This window comes from Streptococcus sp. S784/96/1, from assembly GCF_902729355.1.
GTDB lineage: Bacteria > Bacillota > Bacilli > Lactobacillales > Streptococcaceae > Streptococcus > Streptococcus caledonicus.
In genome coordinates this window covers 26433-47600 of sequence record NZ_CACVCC010000019.1, presented here as the reverse complement: position 1 = coordinate 47600, position 21168 = coordinate 26433, and the positions used below count along the sequence as shown (strand labels likewise).

The following is a 21168-nucleotide window of genomic DNA, read 5'->3' as shown; positions in this document are numbered from 1 at the left end:
AATAACAGAGATGAACTCATCCAACAAATTAAAGAATACATGGACTGGTATAACTATGATAGACCACAAGAAATATTAAAAGGTATGACCCCTATGGAATTCAGGGAGTCATACCTTACTAACTAATATTCTTTTTTACACTGTCTATTTTAGACGGGGCTTGACAAAATGCATCAGCTTTTTAAGCTATGTTCGCTCGTGCCCCCTTCTTTAAGCAACAAAAAAACGAAGCCGAAATATCCCTAGCTCCGTTCTATGTTTCAAGACGATAATCATTCATCTCTCTATTAATATTTTCTAAACCTTTGATAACGTTCTTGCAGTAAGGCTTCTGTATCTAGTTGGGCAAGTTCATCAAATGTTGTCATCAAATGTTGCTTCAAGTCTTCAACAATTTCACTTGAAAAGTAACCACGTTCAGCAATGACTTTATCGACAACCTTCATATTTAAAAGTTCACCAGCCGTAATTTTCATAAGTTCAGCAGCCTCTGATGCCCGGCTACCATCTTTCCATAAGATTGAAGCAAAGCCTTCTGGACTGAGGATTGAGTAAACCGTATTTTCCAGCATCCATACCCTATCTGCAACAGCTAGAGCAAGGGCACCTCCAGAACCACCTTCACCAATAATAACTGCAATAATGGGAACCTTCAGATCACTCATTTCCATGAGATTACGAGCAATAGCCTCACCTTGCCCACGCTCCTCAGCTCCAACACCTGGATAAGCTCCTGGGGTATTGATTAAGGTTAGAACTGGTCGGCCAAATTTTTCAGCCTGTTTCATCAATCGTAGTGCTTTACGATACCCTTCTGGATGGGGTTGCCCAAAATTACACTTGAGGTTTTCTTGGAGATTCTTACCCTTTTGGATTCCCACAAAGGTAATTGGTTGACCAGCTAAGCGACCAATGCCACCCACAATTGCTCCATCGTCAGAAAATTGGCGATCGCCATGTAATTCCATTACATCATCCAGAAGGAGGTTGGCGTAGTCTAAAGCATTCAGACGCGTCTGACTTCTAGCTTCTTTTAAAATACGTCCTACTGTGCTCATTTTTCACCTCCGTGAAAAGCTACTAACTGGGCAATCGTATCCTTCAACTCCAAACGATTGACAATGGCATCAACAAAACCGTGCTCCTGTAAAAACTCCGCCTTTTGGAAATCCTCTGGCAAATCTTCACGCACTGTCGTTTCAATCACACGACGCCCAGCAAAACCAATCAAAGCCTGTGGTTCTGCCAAGATAATATCACCCTCCATTGCAAAAGAGGCTGTGACTCCACCTGTCGTTGGATCCGTTAAAATCGTTAGGTAAAAAAGCCCTGCATTCGAATGACGTTTAACCGCTGCTGAAATTTTAGCCATCTGCATCAATGACATGATCCCTTCTTGCATACGGGCACCGCCTGACGCTGTAAAGGCAACAACCGGCAGATTTTTTTCAGTCGCTAATTCAAAAAGAAGTGTCAACTTTTCTCCAACAACCGTTCCCATAGACCCCATAATAAAATTAGCATCCATAATCGCAAGAGCAACACTCTTGCCTCCAATTTTAGCAACACCTGTCAGTACAGCTTCATCAAGCCCCGTTGATTCCTTTACCGCTTTAAGTTTTTCGTGATAATTAGGAAAGCGGAGAGGATTCGTATTTTCCAGACCTACAAACAATTCTTCAAACGATCCCTCATCAACTGTTAATTTTAAACGTTCTTGTGCTGAAATTCGAAAATTATAGCTACAAGTCGGACAAATCTTAGCAGGTCCTAAATCTTTTTGATAAATCATGTGCTTACACGCTGGGCATTTAGCAAAAAGTTCATCTGGAACTTCAGGCGCCTCACGTTTAACAGTAGGCTTGAGTGATCTATTTGGATTGATTCGGATATATTTTTCTTTCCTATCAAATAATCCCATCTTTATCCTCTTTTTCTTACTTTTTAATAAAAGCCTCAGGAGCAATCGAGACTTTTTGATAGTTAATCACTATTTTTAGTATAGGCAGGCAGGAAAGTTTCCATTAGAAAACTTGTATCATAGTCTCCTGCAATAACCTGTTTATCTGAAATTAAATCTAGCTGAAAATCCGTATTCGTTACAACACCTTCGATTTCAAGTTCATAAAGTGCACGTTGCATTTTCATTAGAGCATCAAAACGATTTTCACCGTGCACAATAACTTTAGCAATCATTGAATCATAGTAAGGTGGTATCGTATAACCACTGTAAACAGCAGAATCTACGCGTAAGCCCATGCCACCTGACGGAAGGTAAAGTTCACGAATCTTACCTGGACTTGGCGCAAAGTTAAACTTTGGATTCTCTGCGTTAATTCGACATTCAATGGCATGACCAGTAATTTGAACTTCTTCTTGTGTAACGGACAACGGTTGACCAGATGCAATGCGAATTTGCTCCTTGACGATATCAACACCGGTAACAAATTCCGTCACAGGATGCTCAACCTGCACACGAGTGTTCATTTCCATGAAATAAAACTCTCCTGTCTTTTCATCAAGAAGAAATTCTATTGTCCCAGCATTTTCATAGTTAACCGCTTGAGCAGCACGAACAGCAGCTTTACCAAGCGAGTGGCGCAATGTCTTTCCAATAGCTACCGAGGGAGATTCTTCTAAAACTTTTTGATTATTCCTTTGAAGAGAACAGTCTCGTTCACCTAAGTGAATGATATTTCCAAAAGAATCACCTAAAATTTGTACTTCAATGTGACGGGCAGGATAAATCACTTTTTCAATGTACATAGCCCCATTGCCAAAAGCAGCTTGGGCTTCTTGCGATGCCGATTCAAAAGCAGGTGCTAGTTCTTCACGATTCGTTACTTTACGAATCCCTTTTCCTCCACCGCCTGCGGAAGCTTTTAGCATAACTGGATACCCCAGTTTGTCCGCAATAGTCAGCGCCTCTTCCGTAGAAAAAACCTCTCCTTCTGAACCAGGTATAACAGGTACATCAGCCTTTATCATCTCAGCACGCGCATTGATTTTATCACCCATTTTATCCATAACAGAACCAGAAGGGCCAATGAATTTGATATTCATCTCTTCACACATGGTGGCAAATTTAGAATTTTCACTTAAAAAACCAAATCCTGGGTGAATCGCTTCTGCTTTAGTCACAATAGCTGCCGATAAGACAGAATTCATATTTAAATAAGAATCTGTGGATTTTGCAGGACCGACACAAATAGCTTCATCAGCAAGAGCTACATGAAGAGCTTCTTTGTCAGCTTCTGAATAGATGGCTACGGTCGCAATGCCTAATTCACGTGCCGCACGAATAATACGGACCGCAATCTCGCCACGATTGGCAATAAGAATTTTTTTAAACATAATTTATGAGTTAGCAAACAACTATTTAAACCATTGTTGCTACCTTTTCATCCTCTCGTAAATTTTAGAAACCAATAAATCTGTTGATTATGATGAAAATTAAGTCTCGCAAACAAATTTCAAGCAAGTCATCCCAAAACAACCGATTCTTTAGTTTCCTATCGCAAAAGTCAAGGTTCCACTTGCTGCTAGTTTTCCATCAACCTCCGCTTTCGCTTCAACAACTGCAATCGTTCCACGACGTTTCACAAATTTAGCTGTCATGACGAGTTGATCTCCAGGAATCACTTGTTTTTTAAACTTAACTTTATCCATACCGGCATAAAAAACTAACTTGCCTTTATTTTCTGCTTTAGATAACTCTAATACTCCTGCAGTCTGTGCCAATGCTTCCATGATAAGCACGCCTGGCATAACAGGGTATTGCGGAAAATGTCCTTGGAAAAAGGGCTCATTGATCGTTACATTTTTTATGGCAACAATTTCATCATCAGAAACTTCTAATACACGATCAACCAGTAAAAAAGGGTAACGGTGCGGTAATGCTTCTTTTATTTGATTAATATCAATAATCATTTAATACGCACCAATCCTTTTCCAAAATCAACAACTTCCTCATTGACCACTAAAATCTCAGTAATAACACCGTCTTTTGGAGCTGGTACCTCATTCATGACTTTCATCGCTTCTACAATAAGGAGAGTTTGACCTTTTTTTACCATATCACCTACTGATACAAAAACAGGTTTGTCTGGTCCTGGTGATAGATAGGCGACACCTACTAACGGACTTTCAACAATATCCCCTTCAACTTCTTGAGAAGTTTGAACTGATTGAACAGTCTCATCTTTTTGAGACAAAACTGGCGCAACTTCAGATGTTACTGTCTGACTAGAGGCAGAGATGCTTTCTACAACATTTCTTGAAACATTGCTCTGCTCATTTTTTGAAAAAAACAGTTCATTTCCATCTTTTCTATAAGTAAATTCACGAAGACTCGATTGATCAAATTGAGCCATCAAATCTTTGATTTCACTAATATTCACGTTTTAATCCTCCCAACGTTTGAAAGCAAGAACAGCATTGTGCCCTCCAAAGCCAAACGTATTTGAAATAGCATATCGAATTTCTTGCTCTAAACCTTGTCCAGTGACAACATTTGCTTCAATATTTTCTGATAATTCTTGCGTTCCCGCAGTTTTTGGAATAAAGCTATGACGCATCGCTTCAACAGTAGCAATTGCTTCAACAGCTCCTGCTGCACCAAGCAAATGTCCTGTAAATGACTTAGTAGATGATACAGGAACCTCTTTCCCTAAGACAGCTACAATCGCTTGACTTTCTCCCTTTTCATTGGCTGGGGTTGACGTGCCATGAGCGTTAACATAGCCAACTGCTGATGCTTCAATACCTGCTTCCTGAAGCGCTAAGTTTATCGCCTTACGTGCCCCTAATCCTTCTGGATGCGGTGAAGTCATATGGTAGGCATCACAAGTATTTCCATAGCCGACCACTTCCGCTAAAATAGTTGCTCCGCGTTGTTGAGCATGCTCTAAGCTTTCCAAAACAAGCATTCCAGAACCTTCTCCCATGACAAAACCATTACGATCTTTATCAAACGGAATTGAAGCACGTTCAGGATTTTCAGTCGTTGACAAGGCGGTTAAACTTTGGAATCCTGCAATTGCAAACCGTGTAATAGAAGCTTCTGCCCCACCTACCAACATCACATCCTGAAGACCAAATTTAATCGTGCGGAAGGCATCACCTATAGCATCATTGGACGAAGCACAAGCAGTATTAATAGATTTACATACCCCTTGAGCGTTAAAAGCCATTGCAACATTCCCAGACGCCATGTTAGGTAAACATTTTGGCAAGGTCATCGGTTTCACGCGTTTAGGACCTTTTTCATGTAAACGAATCACTTGCTCTTCAATCTCATAAATACCACCTATACCTGATGCCACAATCACTCCAAAACGATCAGAATCAATCGCTTCAACATCTAATCTAGCATTTTGTACAGCCTCTGACGCTGCGTAGAGAGCATATAATGAATACAAATCATAACGATTCGTGTCTTTTTTAACAAAATATTTGTCAAATGGAAAATCTTGAATTTCCGCAGCATTCTTAACAGCAAAATCACTTGTGTCAAACTTCATAATTGGTTTAATACCAATTTTACCATCTCGAAGACTCGCCCAAAATTCTTCTGGTGTATTTCCAATTGGTGAGGTTACACCGTAACCTGTAATTACAACACGATTTGTCATCTTTTTCTCCTTGGCACTCTGCCCATTCACTTATCTTTACCCTTTGGCAAAATAAATATCTCATTGACTCAGCTTAGCCTTGCATGGTCATGCCGCCATCAATTGCAATAACTTGACCAGTTAGGTATTCTTGTTGAGCCAAGAATACAGCTACTTCCGCAACTTGTTCCGGTTTTCCAATAACTTTCATCGGTATTTGCGAGAGCATTACTTCTTTCATTTTTTCAGGAATAACATCCGTCATATCTGATTCTATAAAGCCAGGAGCAATAACATTTACTCGCACTCCTCGTGCTGCAACTTCCTTAGCAACTGACTTAGTAAAACCAATTAAGCCTGCTTTTGAAGCGGCGTAATTAGCCTGACCAATGTTTCCAGCTAAACCGACAACAGATGACACATTGATGATAGCACCTTCTTTTGCTTTCGTCATCGGTTTCAAGACTGATTTTGTCATGTTAAAAGCCCCCGTCAGATTAACCTTAAGAACTTTTTCAAAATCTTCCTCAGTCATTTTGAGCATCAATTTGTCATTCGTAATACCAGCATTATTAACCAGAATATCGACACTTCCTAGCATTTGATTAGCTTCAGTAATCATACGTTCAGCATCTTCAAATGTTGAAATATCGCCAGAAATGGCACAAACTTTAACACCATAATCAGCAAATTGCGCCAGCAATTCTTCAGAAATAGCAGAGCGCCCATTAAGAACGACATTCGCACCAAGACTGGCAAATTTATGAGCAATTGCTAAGCCGATGCCTCGAGTTGATCCTGTGACAAAAACATTTTTTGATTTAATTTCCATTTATTTTAACACTCCAAAAGAAATTTTAGAGAATCTAAATTCTCTACTGATTTGACTAAGAGGTTTTTATCAATTTTTTTGATAAAGCCTGACAAAACTTTCCCTGGTCCAATTTCAATCATCTCATCCACACCAAACGCTCGAATACTTGTAATAGAATCATAAAAACGAACGGGTTCCATTACTTGACGAGCTAGAAGCGATTTAATCTGTCCTTTTTCCATAATCTTCGCTTCAGTATTCCCAACTAAAGGGCAACAAAAGTCAGAGAACGTCACCTCGTCCAGTGCAGTAGCTAACTTTTGAGAAGCCGAAGCCAAAAGGGCTGTGTGGAATGGCCCTGATACATTAAGTGGAATAAGACGTCTAGCTCCTGCTTCCTTCAATAATTCAGTAGCATAATCAACTGCAATAACCTCGCCACCAATCACAATCTGCGCTGGAGTATTATAGTTAGCTGGGGTGACAACGCCCATTTTAGAAGCCTTTCGACATATTTCTTCAATTAAGGTTGGATCGGTATTCATAACCGCAACCATTTTACCACTACCAGCAGGGGCAGCCGTCTCCATAAACTCACCGCGTTTAGCAACCAAAGCTACTGCATCTTCAAACTTAAGTGCTCCACTTGCTACCAGGGCTGAGTATTCTCCTAAAGAAAGCCCTGCTACAATATCAGGAGTGAACCCATTTTCCTCTAACAAGCGATAAATTGCTACCGAAGTTGTCAAAATAGCTGGTTGCGTGTAACGGGTCTGATTTAGCTTCACTTCATCATTATCAATCAAGTCACGCAAATCATAACCTAAAATTTGACCTGCAGCATCAAAAGTTTCTCTGACAACCGGATAAGTATCATACAAATCCTTAGCCATTCCAATTTTTTGAGATCCTTGCCCAGCAAATAAAAAAGCTTTTTTAGACATATTCATATCCTTTTTGAGCATCCGCTCTTCTTTTTATTTTATGATAACAGCATTTAAGACAAATGCCTCAGATTAAACCATTAATCCATCCAGCGTTTCGCTTCTGCTAGAATAACTTGGCGAGCACCAGAATAAAGGTCTTCTAAAATTTCTTGACATGTTTCTTCTTTATTTACAAATCCTGCAATCTGACCTGCCATAACAGAACCATTGACAACATCACCATCCACAACTGCATTTCTAAGAGCACCCGCACCAAGCTCTTCAATTTCTTCAGCCGTTTTGCGACCTGCCAAAAATTCTTTCTCAGCATGAGAATAATTTGTTGACAATTTATTTTTGATAGCACGAACTGGATGACCGACTACAGAAGCTGATATGACAGTGTCAATATCCTTAGCTTTTAAAATTTTATCTTTGAAATTTTGATGGGCATTTGATTCCTTAGCAACAACAAAGCGTGTCCCTACTTGAATAGCATCAGCTCCCAGCATAAATGCTGCTGCTGCGCCATGTCCATCTGCAATACCACCAGCAGCAATGACTGGAATATTGACTGCTGCAACAACTTGACGAACTAGAGTCATGGTGGTCAATTTTCCAATATGTCCACCCGCTTCCATACCTTCAGCGATTACAGCATCAGCTCCTAATTTTTCCATACGTTTAGCTAAAGCAACGGAAGGTACTACAGGGATAACGGTAATCCCTGCCTCATGAAAACGTTCCATGTATTTTCCTGGATTGCCAGCACCAGTGGTCACAACTTTGACACCTTCAGCGATAACAAGATCAACGATGTCATCTGCGAATGGAGATAAGAGCATGATATTGACCCCAAAAGGTTGATCAGTAATCGACTTTACCTTATCAATATTAGCTTTGACCACTTCTTTAGGAGCATTACCACCACCAATAATACCAAGGCCACCTGCATTTGATACGGCTCCAGCTAAATCACCATCAGCAACCCAGGCCATTCCTCCTTGGAAAATAGGGTATTTAATCCCCAAAAGTTCTGTAATACGAGATTTCATTTTTCTACTAACCTTCTAATAGATACATTCATTATAATAATTTGAAAATCAAAGTATGATTCTAAGAAGAAAGGTTGGATATCACTCACAACCTCCTTTTATTCAAAAAGACTTTACTCAACAGTTGATTGAAAATAGCACTATCATTTAAAATGCTTATCTCAATCACCATATTGGAATACTGCTATAAAATCAAATTCGCACAGCGAACACATGATTTCTGCATTTCTTCCTATTTTGTTTTTTCTTCAACATAGGCAACAAGGTCACCTACAGTATTAAGTCCTTCTTCTGTCTCAATTTGGATATCAAAAGCATCTTCAATTTCTGAGATAACTTGAAAAACATCCAATGAATCTGCATCAAGATCATCAAAAGTTGTTTCTACTTTTACCTCTTCTGCTTCTTTACCAAGTTCTTCAACGATAATTTCTTGTACTTTTTCAAATACTGACATGAGTTTTCTCCTCTATAAATATAAAAATTTTTAATTGCGTTTTAATTTTACGCAGATTAACTAAATTCTAACAATTAAATTTCCCCAAGTCAAACCTCCACCAAATCCTGATAAAAGAATTTTTTGAGTACCATCTAATTTCAAGGTTCCATTTGCGACATTCTCTGAGAGCAAAATGGGAATCGAAGCCGCACTAGTGTTACCATATCGCTGCATATTAGCTAAGAATTTCTCTCTATTAACACCGATTTTCTTAGCCATTTTATCTAAAATACGTTCATTAGCCTGATGAAGCAACAAATAATCAGGTTCTCCAACTTCCTCTATGATAGCCAAAATACTTTTAGATACTGTACGAATAGTGAATTCAAAAATAGCTCTTCCATCCATCTGTATAAAAGGATTGATAGCTTCATGCTCTTGAGTAAAGGGAGACTTAACTGTTGTAGCACCGCCAAGAAGACCACCTTTGCTACCATCCGTATGAAGGGACTCCGCTAAAAAATGAAGAACGTCTGCTTTTTCTAAGAGAACACCTCCTGCACCATCTCCAAAGAGAACTGCCGTTGAACGATCGGACCAATCCAACTGTTTTGATAAAACCTCAGCACCGATAACGAGACCACGTGTATAGGCTCCTGAATTAATCAATTTTTCTGCTGTCGCTAGTGCAAAAACAAATCCTGAACAAGCAGCTGATAAGTCAAAAGCAAAGGCGTTGGTTGCACCAAGAGCGCCTTGAACACGCGCTGCCGTTGAAGGCATCAGCGAGTCTGGAGACATTGTTGCGATAAGGATAAAGTCTAGTTCCTCTGGATCTAGATGAGATTTTTCAAGCAATTGCCAAGCTACTTTAATCGCTAAATCGCTCGTATTTTCATTTGTTGAAATGCGGCGCTCACGGATACCCGTTCGTGTTGAAATCCATTCGTCCGATGTATCCATGATTTTAGCTAAATCATCATTGCTTACCACTTGACTAGGAACGTAATGGGCTACTTGACTAATTTTTACAAAAGTCATTAGCGTCTCTCCTCCAAGAAAGTATGAAGATTAACAAGACCACGTTCTAAACCTTCTAATTCATTTTCTGACATTCCCGCCAAAATTTGGTCAATCATGACACGATGAAATTTTTTATGTAAATGATAGACCACACGACCTTTTTTAGTCAAACTAAGATAGACGACACGACGATCCTCTTGTGAACGAGTACGGATAACATACCCCTTGCTCTCTAATTTATTAAGCGCAGTAGTAACTGTACCTAAAGTTACCATAAGCTCTTTAGCAATATCGCTTGGCGTCACCAAACGGTTCTTACCGATGATATCAATAGTATGCACTTCTTTGATGGTACAGTCGCTGAAGGGGCTACTGCGTAAGGTGTTCTCTTCAATAACTAAAATTCGATTAAAGATATCAACGAGATAGTCATTTATTTGATGAAAGTCCATTTAAGACTCCTTTATAATTTGATAATTTAAATAATATCACACTATAAATCATTTGCCAAGTAAAAATCCGTTACCACTTCCCAGAAAAGGCTGGTCTCCTACGTTCTGAATATGCTTTTACACCTTCTTTAAAATCATCTTTAAAAGCAAGGGCTTCTTGAAGATTTAGCTCCAGTTCTGCATAACCCTGCCATCCAGAAAAAAAACTTTGCCAAATTAATTCTTTCATAGCCCTATAAGAATTAAACGACCCTCGTTTTAGACGTTTAATTAATTGCTGAGTGGTTATTCCCAATTTTTCTGATAAGCACGTTTTATAGACGAAACCATACTCCAAAGCTTTTTCAGCTGTCACCGCCTCACCTGTCATTACCAAATGAGTGGCTTTGTTCATCCCAACAGCCCTCATCAAGAGATAAAGACCTCCAGCATCAGGAGCTAACCCAACATTTACAAAAGCTTGGATAAACTTTGCCTTTTCACTGGCGATACAAAAATCTGCTGCCAAGATCATATTAAATGCCGCACCAGCAACAGGTCCATCTACGGCCATAATGATTGGTTTAGGCAACTGCTTCATGGCATATGAGATATCTTGAACCAACTTTGCAATGTCAACTAAGGACTGAATATCGTCAGCCTCCACAGCTCTTTCCATTTCCGTTAAATCTCCCCCAACAGAAAATACTTTTCCTTCTGCTTGGAAGAGAATCATTTTAACGGCTTCATCATCTTTGGCAAGATTAAGTGCTGTTAGAATTTCTTGACACATCGGAATGTTAAAGCCATTTGAAACTTCAGGACGATTAAAGGTTATCGTGGCTAGGTCGCCAGATATATCATATAAGATGGTTTGAAAGTTCATATAACTCCCTCCTTAAAATTATTTATTTGATCAATAAATAATTTATGACTCAAATTATATCACAAAAAAATTATTCGTCAAGCAAAATATTAATAAGATTTTTAAAAAATTTTAGGATATTTTTAAAGTAAATGACAAATTATCAGAATTTTGCTATAATTATTTCAATTTTATTTTCGAGGATTATTTATGAAAGTTATAAAATTTGGCGGGAGTTCCTTGGCTTCTGCTGAGCAATTAAAAAAAGTGTTAGAGATTGTTAAAAGCGACTCTAATCGTCGCTTTGTGGTAGTATCTGCACCTGGAAAACGAAGTTCAGAAGATACAAAAGTAACCGATGCCTTAATCAAATACTATAAGCACTATACAGCAAATCAAGATATTGTTATTGATCAAGAATGGATTATTGATCGTTATAAATCAATTATTGATGGTCTTGCTCTCCCTTCTACAATTTTAGATGAAATCTCGACAGCTATTAAACATCTAGCAACATTTCCAAAAGAAAACAATGATTTTTTGTACGATACTTTCTTAGCTGCCGGTGAAGATAATAATGCTAAGTTGATTGCCGAATATTTCCGTAAAGAAGGATTAAATGCCCGATATATTCATCCTAAACAAGCAGGTTTGATTGTAACAAGTGAACCTGGAAATGCTCGTATTTTACCTTCTAGCTACGATAAATTAGAGGCATTACGCGAACAGGATGAGATTTTAATCATTCCTGGCTTTTTCGGTGTGACTATAGATAACCAAATTTGTACTTTTTCCCGAGGTGGTTCTGATATTACAGGTTCTATTATTGCTGCTGGTGTTAAAGCTGATCTTTATGAAAACTTTACAGATGTTGACGGTATTTTTGCAGCACATCCAGGAGTCGTTGAACAACCTCACTCTATTAAAGAATTAACTTACCGAGAAATGAGAGAATTGGCTTATGCTGGTTTTTCTGTCCTTCATGATGAGGCACTTATTCCAGCTTATCGTGGAAAAATTCCACTTGTTATAAAAAACACAAACAATCCCAGTCACCCTGGTACTCGCATTGTTCTTGAGCACAGTGGAACATCGTCACCTGTTGTTGGCATTTCTGGCGATGATGATTTTGTCAGCATCAACATATCCAAATACCTAATGAATCGTGAAGTTGGTTTTGGGCGTAAAGTTCTTCAAATTTTAGAAGACCTCAATATCCGTTTTGAGCACATGCCTACAGGAATTGACGACATGTCAATTGTTCTTCGTGGGCGTGAATTAACTCCTATCAAAGAACAAGAAATCTTAACTCAGTTGCGTCACCTTGAAGTTGATGAACTCTCAATTGAACGTGACCTTTCGATTATTATGATTGTTGGTGAAAACATGAAGAGTCACGTTGGTGTTACCGCAACCGCAACTCGTTCCTTATCAGAAGCAGGCATCAACCTCATGATGATTTCACAAGGTTCTAGCGAAGTTTCCGTCATGTTCGTTGTTAAAACAGAAAGTGAGAAAAAGGCCATTCGTGCCTTATATGATGCTTTCTTTAAAAACTAACGCTCTAAAACGCTCATTACGGCTTTTGCCTTAATGATGTCAAAGTTCAGTTTATACCATCTCCCAAAGTATAGATAATAAAAAAAGAGTCGGATTATCAAGCTGAGAAATCTTTATAATATGAAAAAGAAAAAAGTTGAAAAAATAGTAAATGGCTTAGAGTAACGTTGCTTAACGACGTTACTCTAGGCCATTTTATACTGAATTCATTTCAAAATTTAGAATTGCGGTCCTCATATTAATGACTCCTGAAATAGCTATGCGCAGACTGGTTAATAAATTAATATGGACACCATGTCTCATCAGGTACTAGCCAGATACTCCCGAAATTCCCCAAGCAATCTAATAACTAAACGTAGTTCTTGCCTTGGCGAAACTTAAGAACATAACAGAAGACCTGATACAACTTTATCAAAAACATTAAACCTATACTTTTTAGACCCTTCATATTTTAAGGTGACTGGAAGAGTAATTTTTACGCTAACTTACTTTGTACATCCTTTTAGGAACGCCAGTCATCATATAAATTAAATATATTAAAGAGGATCACTTAAGTATAGATATTCACTTATAGAACTCTAATCAATCGTGATATCAAATGTCATCATAATCTATTAGAAAGTGAACAAAAAAGAAGAAGACGAAGACGTCTCCTATAAACTTTTCCCTCTTTTTCTCTAGACTTTTTGAATGTTTAAAGTTCTTGAACCAAGTAATTAAATAATTTTTGATTTTGATTATCCATTCGATCTAATAAGAGTTCTGGATGCCATTGAAGTCCTAGAAGAGGGGCTCCGTGTTTTCCTTCGTAAGCTTCAATTGTGCCATCACGAGGATCACGCGCTGTTACTTTAAGGCTAGGGGCCAAATCCTTCACGGATTGACGGTGAATAGAATTGATTTTACTGCCGTTTTCAATTAAATGGCTAACACGACTATTTTTGACAATCGTCACTTCGTGATGAGTTCCTTGATATTCTGACTGCCAGTGATTGTCCACTTTTTGGTTTAAGGTCCCACCAAGAGCAACATTTAAAAGTTGCATTCCACGGCAAACTGCAAAAATAGGTTTTTTCTGCGCTAGCGCTTCTTTAACAAGAGCAAATTCAAACTCATCACGCTCTAAATTGTAATCATCACAGTCAGTAGCTTTGCTTTCTCCATAAAAACGAGGATCAACATTCTGTCCACCAGATAGAATCAATTTATCAATCATATCGACGTAGCTTTTAGCCAAATCAGGTGTTCCCAGTGGAAGAATAATAGGCACTCCACCAGCCACTTTCACCCCTTCTGACAAATGGCGTGAGACAGCATCATAATACATTCCTGACATAGTCGGTATTTCCTTTTCATTTCCTGTAATTCCAACAATGACTGGTTTCATGTTATATCCTCACTTTCCATTTTCTAATGTCTTATATTTTACCGTAAAATGAAAACAATAGCTAATACAGAAAAATTATCGTTAGTATAGTTTAAGCCTATCACATTTCTACTCTACTCGAAAAAGCAAGGAACATCATTTTGCTCCCTGCCTTACAATCACATCACTCTCACAACATCCATCGTACTAGTTTTGGCTAGTTTTTTTCCAATATAGTCCTAGCCCTATTAACACAAAACCTACTAACAAAACTCCAAAACTCTCCCTATCTCCTGATTTAGGTAATTTGGGTTGTTTTTCGGTTGTGATTTCGGTCATTGACTCTGTTGTGCTCTCGGTCGTCGATTCGGTCGTTGACTCCGTTGTGCTTTCTGTTGTCGTTTCCGTTGTTGACTCCGTTGTTACTGGGGCATAACTATTTTTAAATATCGGTGCTTGATTATAGCTAACCTCACCCATTTTGACCCCATTCACATCCGTAACAGAGACAACGACGTGATACGTTACAGAATCATAACTGATTGCCTGATCTGAACCAGCAAGCTCTTTGATGACATACCGATAGCTTCCCTCTTGACTGTAACGAATGGTATCAAAAGTTACCGTACCATCACCAGCGTTGGTTTTTGTTTGAAGCGGTGTCACTAAATCGTCTGCATCATATAGTGCAAACGTAAATTCACCATCTTTCAACTCACGTCCTTCCAACAATTTCGTAGCTTTTAAGACAACATTTTCTGATTTTTCAGATGACGCTTTACCTGAACCAGACTGCAACTTTACGAGTGCCTCAACATCTTTACCAGTTGTTGTGGCTGACGACTACGATAACACGTTACTTAGCGTTGCGCCCTCTACAACACCTTCAGGAATATGAGTCGCATATTCAAAGTAAATAACACGTCTATCATTATTACCGTAAGGTAACGTTAAACCAATAACTTCCCCTGCACCATTACGATTAAGAACCACTTTATCAGTAAGGTTAGTCAAAGCCTCCAATTCCCATAGTTCATCTTCAGATTTAATTGCTTCTGGTTGCGTTGCATAATCAACAACACGTAAACTACCTTCTACTAATGTCTGATTTTCTCCAAATGTATCTACAATCACTAAATCGTTAAGAAGTGATTGCCCGGCGTTCACAACAATACGCCATTGAATTTGATCCGGATTTTTTGAATCTTGATAACCGTATTTCATTTCAGTAAAACCAGCACTACCACGATTATTCTTAAAAGTGAACTTAAACAAACCTCCACCATACTGAACTGTTTTTTCACCATCTGAAACATTACTACGGTCAATAACTGCATCAAATGAAATTTCTACCTTTTTATTCTCAGGGACCTTTGAAAAATGATCCGTAAAGGTCAAGGTAACCGTATCTGTTTCTGGATCAGCAATAGCTTGAGCTACAATAATACCCTCAGCGTTTTTCACTGGAAATTTCATAATGGTAATGAGATTAAATTCCTCTGGAATTTTTAAAACTAATGTATCTCCCTCTTTGATTATCTGACTATCAGGAAAAGACAACTTGTTAACAAACCGAAAATCAACTCCCGATTCAACCACTACATCCACGGTTTCACTGGTAATTTGAACATTATTTTTATCTGGATCATAATAAAGCGTAGCTTCACTTGCATAATCCTTAATTACATTAGCACTTACATCTAATATAGGAATTGAAACCATCCCTAAAATCAAGACAAAGAGTGAAATCAGGTTTATCCACTTCAATTTCATAAATCAACTCTCCTAAAATAATTTTGAAGATAACTAATTTTCTCCAAAGTAATTTTATCACTTTTTTCTAAAAAAGATAAATGTAGCCATTTTATACTAATCCAACTTCAAAAACTACTCTTTGTTTCTTTTTTTTTTAAAAGTTCGGGTGCTCAAAAGAGGAATATTTGAGATAGAAAATAAGACGAACAGCGTTCATCTTATTTCCAACCTCCAAAGGTCTCCCAGACTTTTGGAGCTGTGCGGAGGTGGGAGTGAAAGTGTCCAGTGGACAGTTTCAGCCTGAGCTTCGAAATCAGAGAGCGAGGGAAAGTCAGGATTTCGAAATCATGTCTTCTGTCCCACTCTCAATACCCCCTTCGGAGTTTCATTAATTACTAGAGTTTAACCTAAGATCTCCGTTCGCTTTTTTGGTTCCAACTCTCACGCTGAAAGTGTCCAGTGGCCCCACACTCGACGATTAACCATCTGAGCCTAATCGTTTTTTACCACGGTGGCAACTGTCTGGTCTCAAGAAATCTTGTGGCCGTATTATTTTAAGTTACCGCTAAGAAGTTTAACTTGTGAATACCATTTCTGAACAGGATTATACTTTCAATATAAGTCATAAATCTTGTTGAATTTCTAAAACAAATGGTAACTAACCACTTCTATCATTTGACACCATACGATGTAAGGCCACATTTTCAGGTGTTGAAATGAATTCAGTAGATATCCCTTAAAACGCTAAAAACCAATCCGAAGATTGGTTAAAAGTCATTGATAATTACTAACGCGATAGGAAAGTTTCCCTAGCTAATCTCTGAGTTCCTAGTCAGAACACCTCAATGGACATGCTTAATATCCTATTATTCTATTTCTAGGCTATCGTTAAAATCGTCTACTAGACAGGCTTACTATCCTATCTCTCCAGAGTTACAGTTAAAACGGTCCACTCGATAGTTCTAATCCAACAACTTCTGCAATTCTTGCGCAAGGAGTTGCTGAGCAACTTGTGGATTTGCTTGTCCTTTGGTTGCTTTCATGAGGAATCCTGTAAAGGCCTTATCCGCATTGCGTTTTCCTGACTTGAAGTCCGCAACAGCAGCTTCATTGTCTGCAAAGACTTGGTGGATAATCGGAATCAAGACCGCTGGATCCGATACTTGTACGAGCCCTGCTTTTTCAACATATTCCTTAGCAGAACCACCATTTTTAGCTAGGTGTACAAATACTTTCTTAGCGATCTTAGATGAAATGGTGCCATCTTGAATAAGTCCAATCATTTCAACTAAATTTTCTGGTGTCAAAGCGATGGTTTCAATTGTTTTTTGCTCTGCATTGAGGAATTGAGCTACTTCACCTTGTAACCAGTTAGATACTTGTTTAGCATCTCCTCCAATTTCAACAGCTTTTTCAAAGAAATCAGAAAGAGCTTTTGTTGCCGTCAACTGTCCAGCATCATAGGCCGACAAGCCGAGTTTTTCTACGTATTCCGCACGGCGTTCCGCTGGGAATTTTGGTAACTCTACACGCATTTCCTCAATCCACTCATCTGAAATCTCGTAAAGTGGTAAGTCTGGTTCTGGGAAGTAACGGTAATCCGCTGCACCTTCCTTGACACGCATAAGAATGGTTGATTTATTAGCCTCATCGTAACGACGGGTTTCTTGTTGAATAACGCCACCTGAGCGAAGGATTTTCGCTTGGCGTTCCACCTCATACTCCAATCCTTTACGAACATTGCTGAAAGAGTTCAAGTTTTTCAACTCAGTCTTGATGCCAAATTTTTCCTGACCATATGGACGGAGGGAGATATTGGCATCAACACGCATGGAACCTTCTTCCATCTTCACATCTGAAATCCCTGTGTACTGAATGATTTCTTTCAGAGCTATCAAGTAGGCGTAAGCTTCTTCTGGTGAACGCATGTCTGCTTCTGACACGATTTCGATCAATGGTACACCTTGACGGTTAAGGTCGACATAAGAGTAACCATCTGTTCCGTGGGTGTTTTTACCAGCATCCTCTTCAAGATGGGCACGTTCCACACGGATTTTCTTGGTAGAACCATCTTCCAAAGTTATATTAATCCAGCCGTTGTAACCAATCGGTTCGTCAAATTGTGAAATTTGGTAAGCCTTTGGATTATCTGGGTAGAAATAATTCTTACGGTCAAAGTGCATATGCTGGTGAATGTTCATGTTCAAAGCCAGCGCAGCCTTGATACCCGCATCAATAACCCCCTTATTCATCACAGGAAGCACACCAGGAAACGACCAGTCAATAATATTGGTATTTGTATTTGGGTCATCGCTAAAATGAGCAGGTGTTGGTGAGAAGATTTTTGAGTTGGTGTTCAATTCAACGTGGACCTCAAGTCCTATAATGGTTTCAAAGTTCATTAATTGTCACCTCCAAAAATCACTGGTTGTTGTTTGTGATAGTCTGTTGTTGCTTCAAAAGCTGCCGCTGCTTGGTAAATCGTTTCTTCTGAATATTTTGGACCAATCAATTGCAAGCCAACTGGTAATCCGTCGACAAATCCAGAAGGAATGGAAATACCTGCTAAACCTGCAAGGTTAACTGGAATTGTTAGCAAATCAGCCAAATACATCGCAACTGGGTCATGGCTTTGACCATCCAAGTCATAAGCTACTGTCGGCGTTGTTGGTCCAAGAATCAAGTCATAGTCCGCAAAAACCTTTTCAAAGTCTTGGATAATCAAGGTGCGAACCTGACCAGCTTTTTTGAAATAAGCATCATAATAGCCAGATGACAAGGAGAAAGTTCCCAACATGATACGGCGTTTTACCTCTTCACCGAAGCCCTGACTGCGAGTATTAACATAAATTTCTTCAAGACTTCTAGCATCTTCTGCACGGAAACCATAGCGAATCCCATCAAAACGTTGCAAGTTAGATGAGGCTTCTGATGAAGCAATGATGTAGTAAACTGCCACCCCATACTTACTATGAGGCAAAGAAACTTCCTCGATGATAGCACCTAGTTTTTCAAAATGCTTGGCTGCTACGAGAATATTTTCCTTAATCTTCGGATCAATCCCTTCACCGAGGTATTCCTTAGGAAGGGCTATTCTCATTCCCTTGATATCTTGACCAATCTTGCTAGTAAAGTCAGTTACCTGCACTGGGGCAGAGGTTGAATCTTTGCTATCTGCTCCTGCAATCACATTGAGCAACTGCGCATTTTCCTCAACTGTTTGAGAAAATGGTCCAATCTGATCCAAAGAGCTACCAAAAGCAATGAGGCCAAAACGTGACACAGTTCCATAAGTTGGTTTCAAACCAACGATACCATTAAAGGCTGCTGGTTGGCGAATTGAGCCTCCAGTATCAGACCCGAGCGACAAACGCACTTGTCCTGAAGCAACTGCTGTTGCAGAACCGCCTGATGAACCACCAGGAACTTTTGACTGGTCCCAAGCATTTTTTGTTTTCTTGAAATAAGACGTTTCTGTTGAACCACCCATGGCAAATTCATCCATGTTGGTCTTACCAACCACAATCATGCTATTTTGGTAGGCATTGGCAACGGCTGTCGCATCAAAAATTGGCTCATAATTGTAAAGCATTTTAGACGCTGCGGTTGTCAATATTCCCTTAGTTGAGATATTATCTTTAACTGCCAAAGGAATCCCTGACATGATATTGTCTGCGTCAATTCCTTTTTCATCAATCACCTTAGCCTGTGCAAGCGCTGCTTCTTCTGAAATCGTAATAAATGAACCAACAGCTTCTTCACGAGATTTGATATCTTCAAGCGTTGCTTTTGTGAGTTCTGTGGCAGTGACTTCTTTTGCAACCAAGAGGTCATGCAATTCTTTAATCGTTTTATTATTAAATGACATTAAGCATCTCCTCCGTCTTCAAAGATAGCTGGGACCTTGATAAAGTTATTCGCACTTTCTGGTACATTTTTAAATAACAATTTACGATCCATGCCAGCTTCTGCCTTATCTTCACGAATCACCGTTTTACGGTCGGCCATGGTCGTTGTAATTGGAACACCAGTTGTATCAACCTCGTTTAACAATTCCACCATATCGACAATTTTTGTCAATGTTGTTGCAAATGCAGCTGTCTCTTCGTCTGAAAATGACAATTTAGACAGCTTCGCAACATGGCGAACTTCTTCTTCAGAAATTTTCATGAGTTACCTCTTCTAATATTCTACGTAATCTTCTTTATTATACCACAAAGCTCTCAGCTCTGCTATTTCCCCAAAAAGAAATCATCATAAAAAGCCCCAAATTGAGGCTTTAGCATTCAGGAACGATCATCGTAACCTTTTGGATGGCTTGAATGCCATGCCCAAGCGGTTTTAATGATTTTTTCAATATTGTCAAATTGTGGTTTCCAACCGAGCACTTCACGCGCTTTTTCTGAACTTGCAATCAGGGTGTCTGGGTCTCCAGGACGACGGTCAGCTAATTCAGCTGGGATTTCTTTACCAGTCACTTTACGAGCAGCTTCTAAAATTTGTAGGTTTGAGAAACCTGTCGATGATCCCAAGTTAAAGGCTGCCGATGCTCCGCCATTTCTCAAATAATCAACTGCTAAGATATGTGCGTCTGCCAAATCAAATGGATGCACATAATCACGGACGTTAGTACCATCTGGAGTGTTATAGTCATCCCCAAAAATCAGGATTTTCTCGCGCTCACCTTGCGCAACTTGCAAAATAATTGGAAGCAAGTGTGTTTCAGGACCGTGGTCTTCACCGATAGAACCATCTGGTTTAGCGCCAGCAACATTGAAATAACGAAAGGCTACAAATTTGATGCCATAAGCCTTATCAGACCACTTCATAATAGTTTCCATCATTAGCTTACTTTCACCGTAAGGATTGATTGGTTTTTGTGGTGTAGTCTCAAGGATTGGAATTTGCTCTGGAATGCCATAAGTGGCTGCTGTTGATGAAAAGACAATGTTGTTCACGCCACATTCATTCATAATTTCCAATAAGCTAACCATGCCTGATGTGTTATTATCAAAATATTTCAATGGATCTTCCATAGACTCTGCCACCAATGAAAAGGCTGCAAAGTGAATCACCGCATCAACATCAGGATTTTCAGTAAAGACTTGACGCATGAAGTCCTTATCAGCCAAATCCCCTTCATAAAATTTAGCCTCTGGATGCACTGCGGCACGGTGTCCTGTCACCAAGTTATCAACAACGATAACCTTCTCTTTTCCTTCAGAAATCAAACGGTCAACCATATGAGAACCGATATACCCAGCCCCACCTAGAACGACTACTGTCATACTTATCTCCTTTTATTTTAAGTGACTTTATTAT

At 39.1% G+C, this 21168-nt stretch carries 22 protein-coding genes and 1 pseudogene; 2 read left to right on the top strand and 21 right to left on the bottom strand.

The features are described from left to right. Positions 1 to 126, top strand: a 126-nt coding sequence (locus tag GZ996_RS07620) for an IS3 family transposase (RefSeq protein ID WP_161979775.1), incomplete at its 5' end; no start/stop codon positions are given. A gap of 161 nt (positions 127 to 287) precedes the next feature. On the opposite strand, the gene GZ996_RS07615 is transcribed toward GZ996_RS07620, so the two are convergent. The 13 genes from GZ996_RS07615 to fabM form a co-directional block, all read right to left on the bottom strand. Then, positions 288 to 1058 (bottom strand): acetyl-CoA carboxylase carboxyl transferase subunit alpha, encoded by a 771-nt coding sequence (locus GZ996_RS07615; RefSeq protein ID WP_156807045.1) that lies wholly within the window; start codon positions 1056 to 1058, stop codon positions 288 to 290. Continuing rightward, positions 1055 to 1921 carry an acetyl-CoA carboxylase, carboxyltransferase subunit beta gene (accD, locus tag GZ996_RS07610; RefSeq protein ID WP_156807044.1) on the bottom strand — a complete coding sequence of 289 codons (867 nt, stop codon included), beginning with the start codon at positions 1919 to 1921 and terminating at the stop codon, positions 1055 to 1057. Before accD ends, GZ996_RS07615 begins: the two co-directional genes overlap by 4 nt. Before the next feature lie 62 nt (positions 1922 to 1983). Next, the gene (locus GZ996_RS07605) at positions 1984 to 3354 is read right to left on the bottom strand and encodes an acetyl-CoA carboxylase biotin carboxylase subunit (RefSeq protein WP_162011740.1); all 1371 of its coding nucleotides are present in this window, start codon (positions 3352 to 3354) and stop codon (positions 1984 to 1986) included. Positions 3355 to 3504: 150 nt separating this feature from the next. After that, positions 3505 to 3927 carry a 3-hydroxyacyl-ACP dehydratase FabZ gene (gene fabZ / locus GZ996_RS07600; RefSeq protein ID WP_156807058.1) on the bottom strand — a complete coding sequence of 141 codons (423 nt, stop codon included), beginning with the start codon at positions 3925 to 3927 and terminating at the stop codon, positions 3505 to 3507. After that, entirely contained in the window at positions 3927 to 4400 is a 474-nt protein-coding gene (accB, locus tag GZ996_RS07595) for an acetyl-CoA carboxylase biotin carboxyl carrier protein (RefSeq protein ID WP_156807042.1), read from the bottom strand. Before accB ends, fabZ begins: the two co-directional genes overlap by 1 nt. Before the next feature lie 3 nt (positions 4401 to 4403). Then, positions 4404 to 5633: a beta-ketoacyl-ACP synthase II gene (gene fabF / locus GZ996_RS07590; protein ID WP_162011739.1), complete on the bottom strand. Its 1230-nt coding sequence runs from the start codon at positions 5631 to 5633 to the stop codon at positions 4404 to 4406. Positions 5634 to 5706: 73 nt separating this feature from the next. Beyond that, on the bottom strand, positions 5707 to 6444 hold the full coding sequence (gene fabG / locus GZ996_RS07585) for a 3-oxoacyl-[acyl-carrier-protein] reductase (protein ID WP_156807040.1): 738 nt from the start codon (positions 6442 to 6444) through the stop codon (positions 5707 to 5709). 5 nt (positions 6445 to 6449) lie between these two features. Beyond that, entirely contained in the window at positions 6450 to 7370 is a 921-nt protein-coding gene (gene fabD / locus GZ996_RS07580) for an ACP S-malonyltransferase (protein ID WP_162011738.1), read from the bottom strand. An 80-nt stretch (positions 7371 to 7450) separates the two neighbouring features. Then, positions 7451 to 8407 (bottom strand): enoyl-[acyl-carrier-protein] reductase FabK, encoded by a 957-nt coding sequence (gene fabK, locus GZ996_RS07575; RefSeq protein WP_161979548.1) that lies wholly within the window; start codon positions 8405 to 8407, stop codon positions 7451 to 7453. Between the two features lie 232 nt (positions 8408 to 8639). Next, complete coding sequence (locus tag GZ996_RS07570; RefSeq protein WP_156807037.1) at positions 8640 to 8864, bottom strand: acyl carrier protein; 225 nt, start codon at positions 8862 to 8864, stop codon at positions 8640 to 8642. Between the two features lie 60 nt (positions 8865 to 8924). After that, positions 8925 to 9887 (bottom strand): beta-ketoacyl-ACP synthase III, encoded by a 963-nt coding sequence (locus tag GZ996_RS07565; protein ID WP_162011737.1) that lies wholly within the window; start codon positions 9885 to 9887, stop codon positions 8925 to 8927. Next, positions 9887 to 10321, bottom strand: coding sequence for a fatty acid biosynthesis transcriptional regulator FabT (fabT, locus tag GZ996_RS07560; protein WP_156807035.1), 435 nt, complete (start codon positions 10319 to 10321; stop codon positions 9887 to 9889). The genes GZ996_RS07565 and fabT overlap by 1 nt, the downstream gene beginning before the upstream one ends. Positions 10322 to 10391: 70 nt before the next feature. Next, a complete protein-coding gene (fabM, locus tag GZ996_RS07555; protein ID WP_162011736.1) occupies positions 10392 to 11186 on the bottom strand; it encodes a trans-2-decenoyl-ACP isomerase in 795 nt (264 codons plus the stop codon). 189 nt (positions 11187 to 11375) lie between these two features. Here fabM and GZ996_RS07550 point away from each other — a divergent pair, with 189 nt between their 5' ends. Beyond that, positions 11376 to 12725: an aspartate kinase gene (locus GZ996_RS07550; protein WP_162011735.1), complete on the top strand. Its 1350-nt coding sequence runs from the start codon at positions 11376 to 11378 to the stop codon at positions 12723 to 12725. 225 nt (positions 12726 to 12950) lie between these two features. On the opposite strand, the pseudogene GZ996_RS12240 reads toward GZ996_RS07550, so the two are convergent. The 8 genes and pseudogenes from GZ996_RS12240 to galE all read right to left on the bottom strand — a co-directional run. After that, a pseudogene (locus tag GZ996_RS12240) lies at positions 12951 to 13028 on the bottom strand (EamA family transporter); the annotation flags it as partial. Positions 13029 to 13419: 391 nt separating this feature from the next. Continuing rightward, positions 13420 to 14112: a gamma-glutamyl-gamma-aminobutyrate hydrolase family protein gene (locus tag GZ996_RS07540; protein WP_156806408.1), complete on the bottom strand. Its 693-nt coding sequence runs from the start codon at positions 14110 to 14112 to the stop codon at positions 13420 to 13422. A 186-nt stretch (positions 14113 to 14298) separates the two neighbouring features. Next, a complete protein-coding gene (locus GZ996_RS07535) occupies positions 14299 to 14889 on the bottom strand; it encodes a Spy0128 family protein (protein ID WP_162011734.1) in 591 nt (196 codons plus the stop codon). A gap of 45 nt (positions 14890 to 14934) precedes the next feature. Further along, complete coding sequence (locus tag GZ996_RS07530) at positions 14935 to 15864, bottom strand: Ig-like domain-containing protein (RefSeq protein WP_162011733.1); 930 nt, start codon at positions 15862 to 15864, stop codon at positions 14935 to 14937. Positions 15865 to 16808: 944 nt separating this feature from the next. After that, on the bottom strand, positions 16809 to 18248 hold the full coding sequence (gene gatB / locus GZ996_RS07525; protein WP_161979683.1) for an Asp-tRNA(Asn)/Glu-tRNA(Gln) amidotransferase subunit GatB: 1440 nt from the start codon (positions 18246 to 18248) through the stop codon (positions 16809 to 16811). Then, positions 18248 to 19714, bottom strand: a complete 1467-nt coding sequence (gatA, locus tag GZ996_RS07520; protein ID WP_162011732.1) for an Asp-tRNA(Asn)/Glu-tRNA(Gln) amidotransferase subunit GatA — start codon at positions 19712 to 19714, stop codon at positions 18248 to 18250. The genes gatB and gatA overlap by 1 nt, the downstream gene beginning before the upstream one ends. Next, entirely contained in the window at positions 19714 to 20016 is a 303-nt protein-coding gene (gene gatC / locus GZ996_RS07515) for an Asp-tRNA(Asn)/Glu-tRNA(Gln) amidotransferase subunit GatC (RefSeq protein ID WP_156806412.1), read from the bottom strand. The genes gatA and gatC overlap by 1 nt, the downstream gene beginning before the upstream one ends. 116 nt (positions 20017 to 20132) lie before the next feature. Beyond that, entirely contained in the window at positions 20133 to 21134 is a 1002-nt protein-coding gene (galE, locus tag GZ996_RS07510; protein ID WP_161979949.1) for a UDP-glucose 4-epimerase GalE, read from the bottom strand. Positions 21135 to 21168 lie beyond the last annotated feature (34 nt).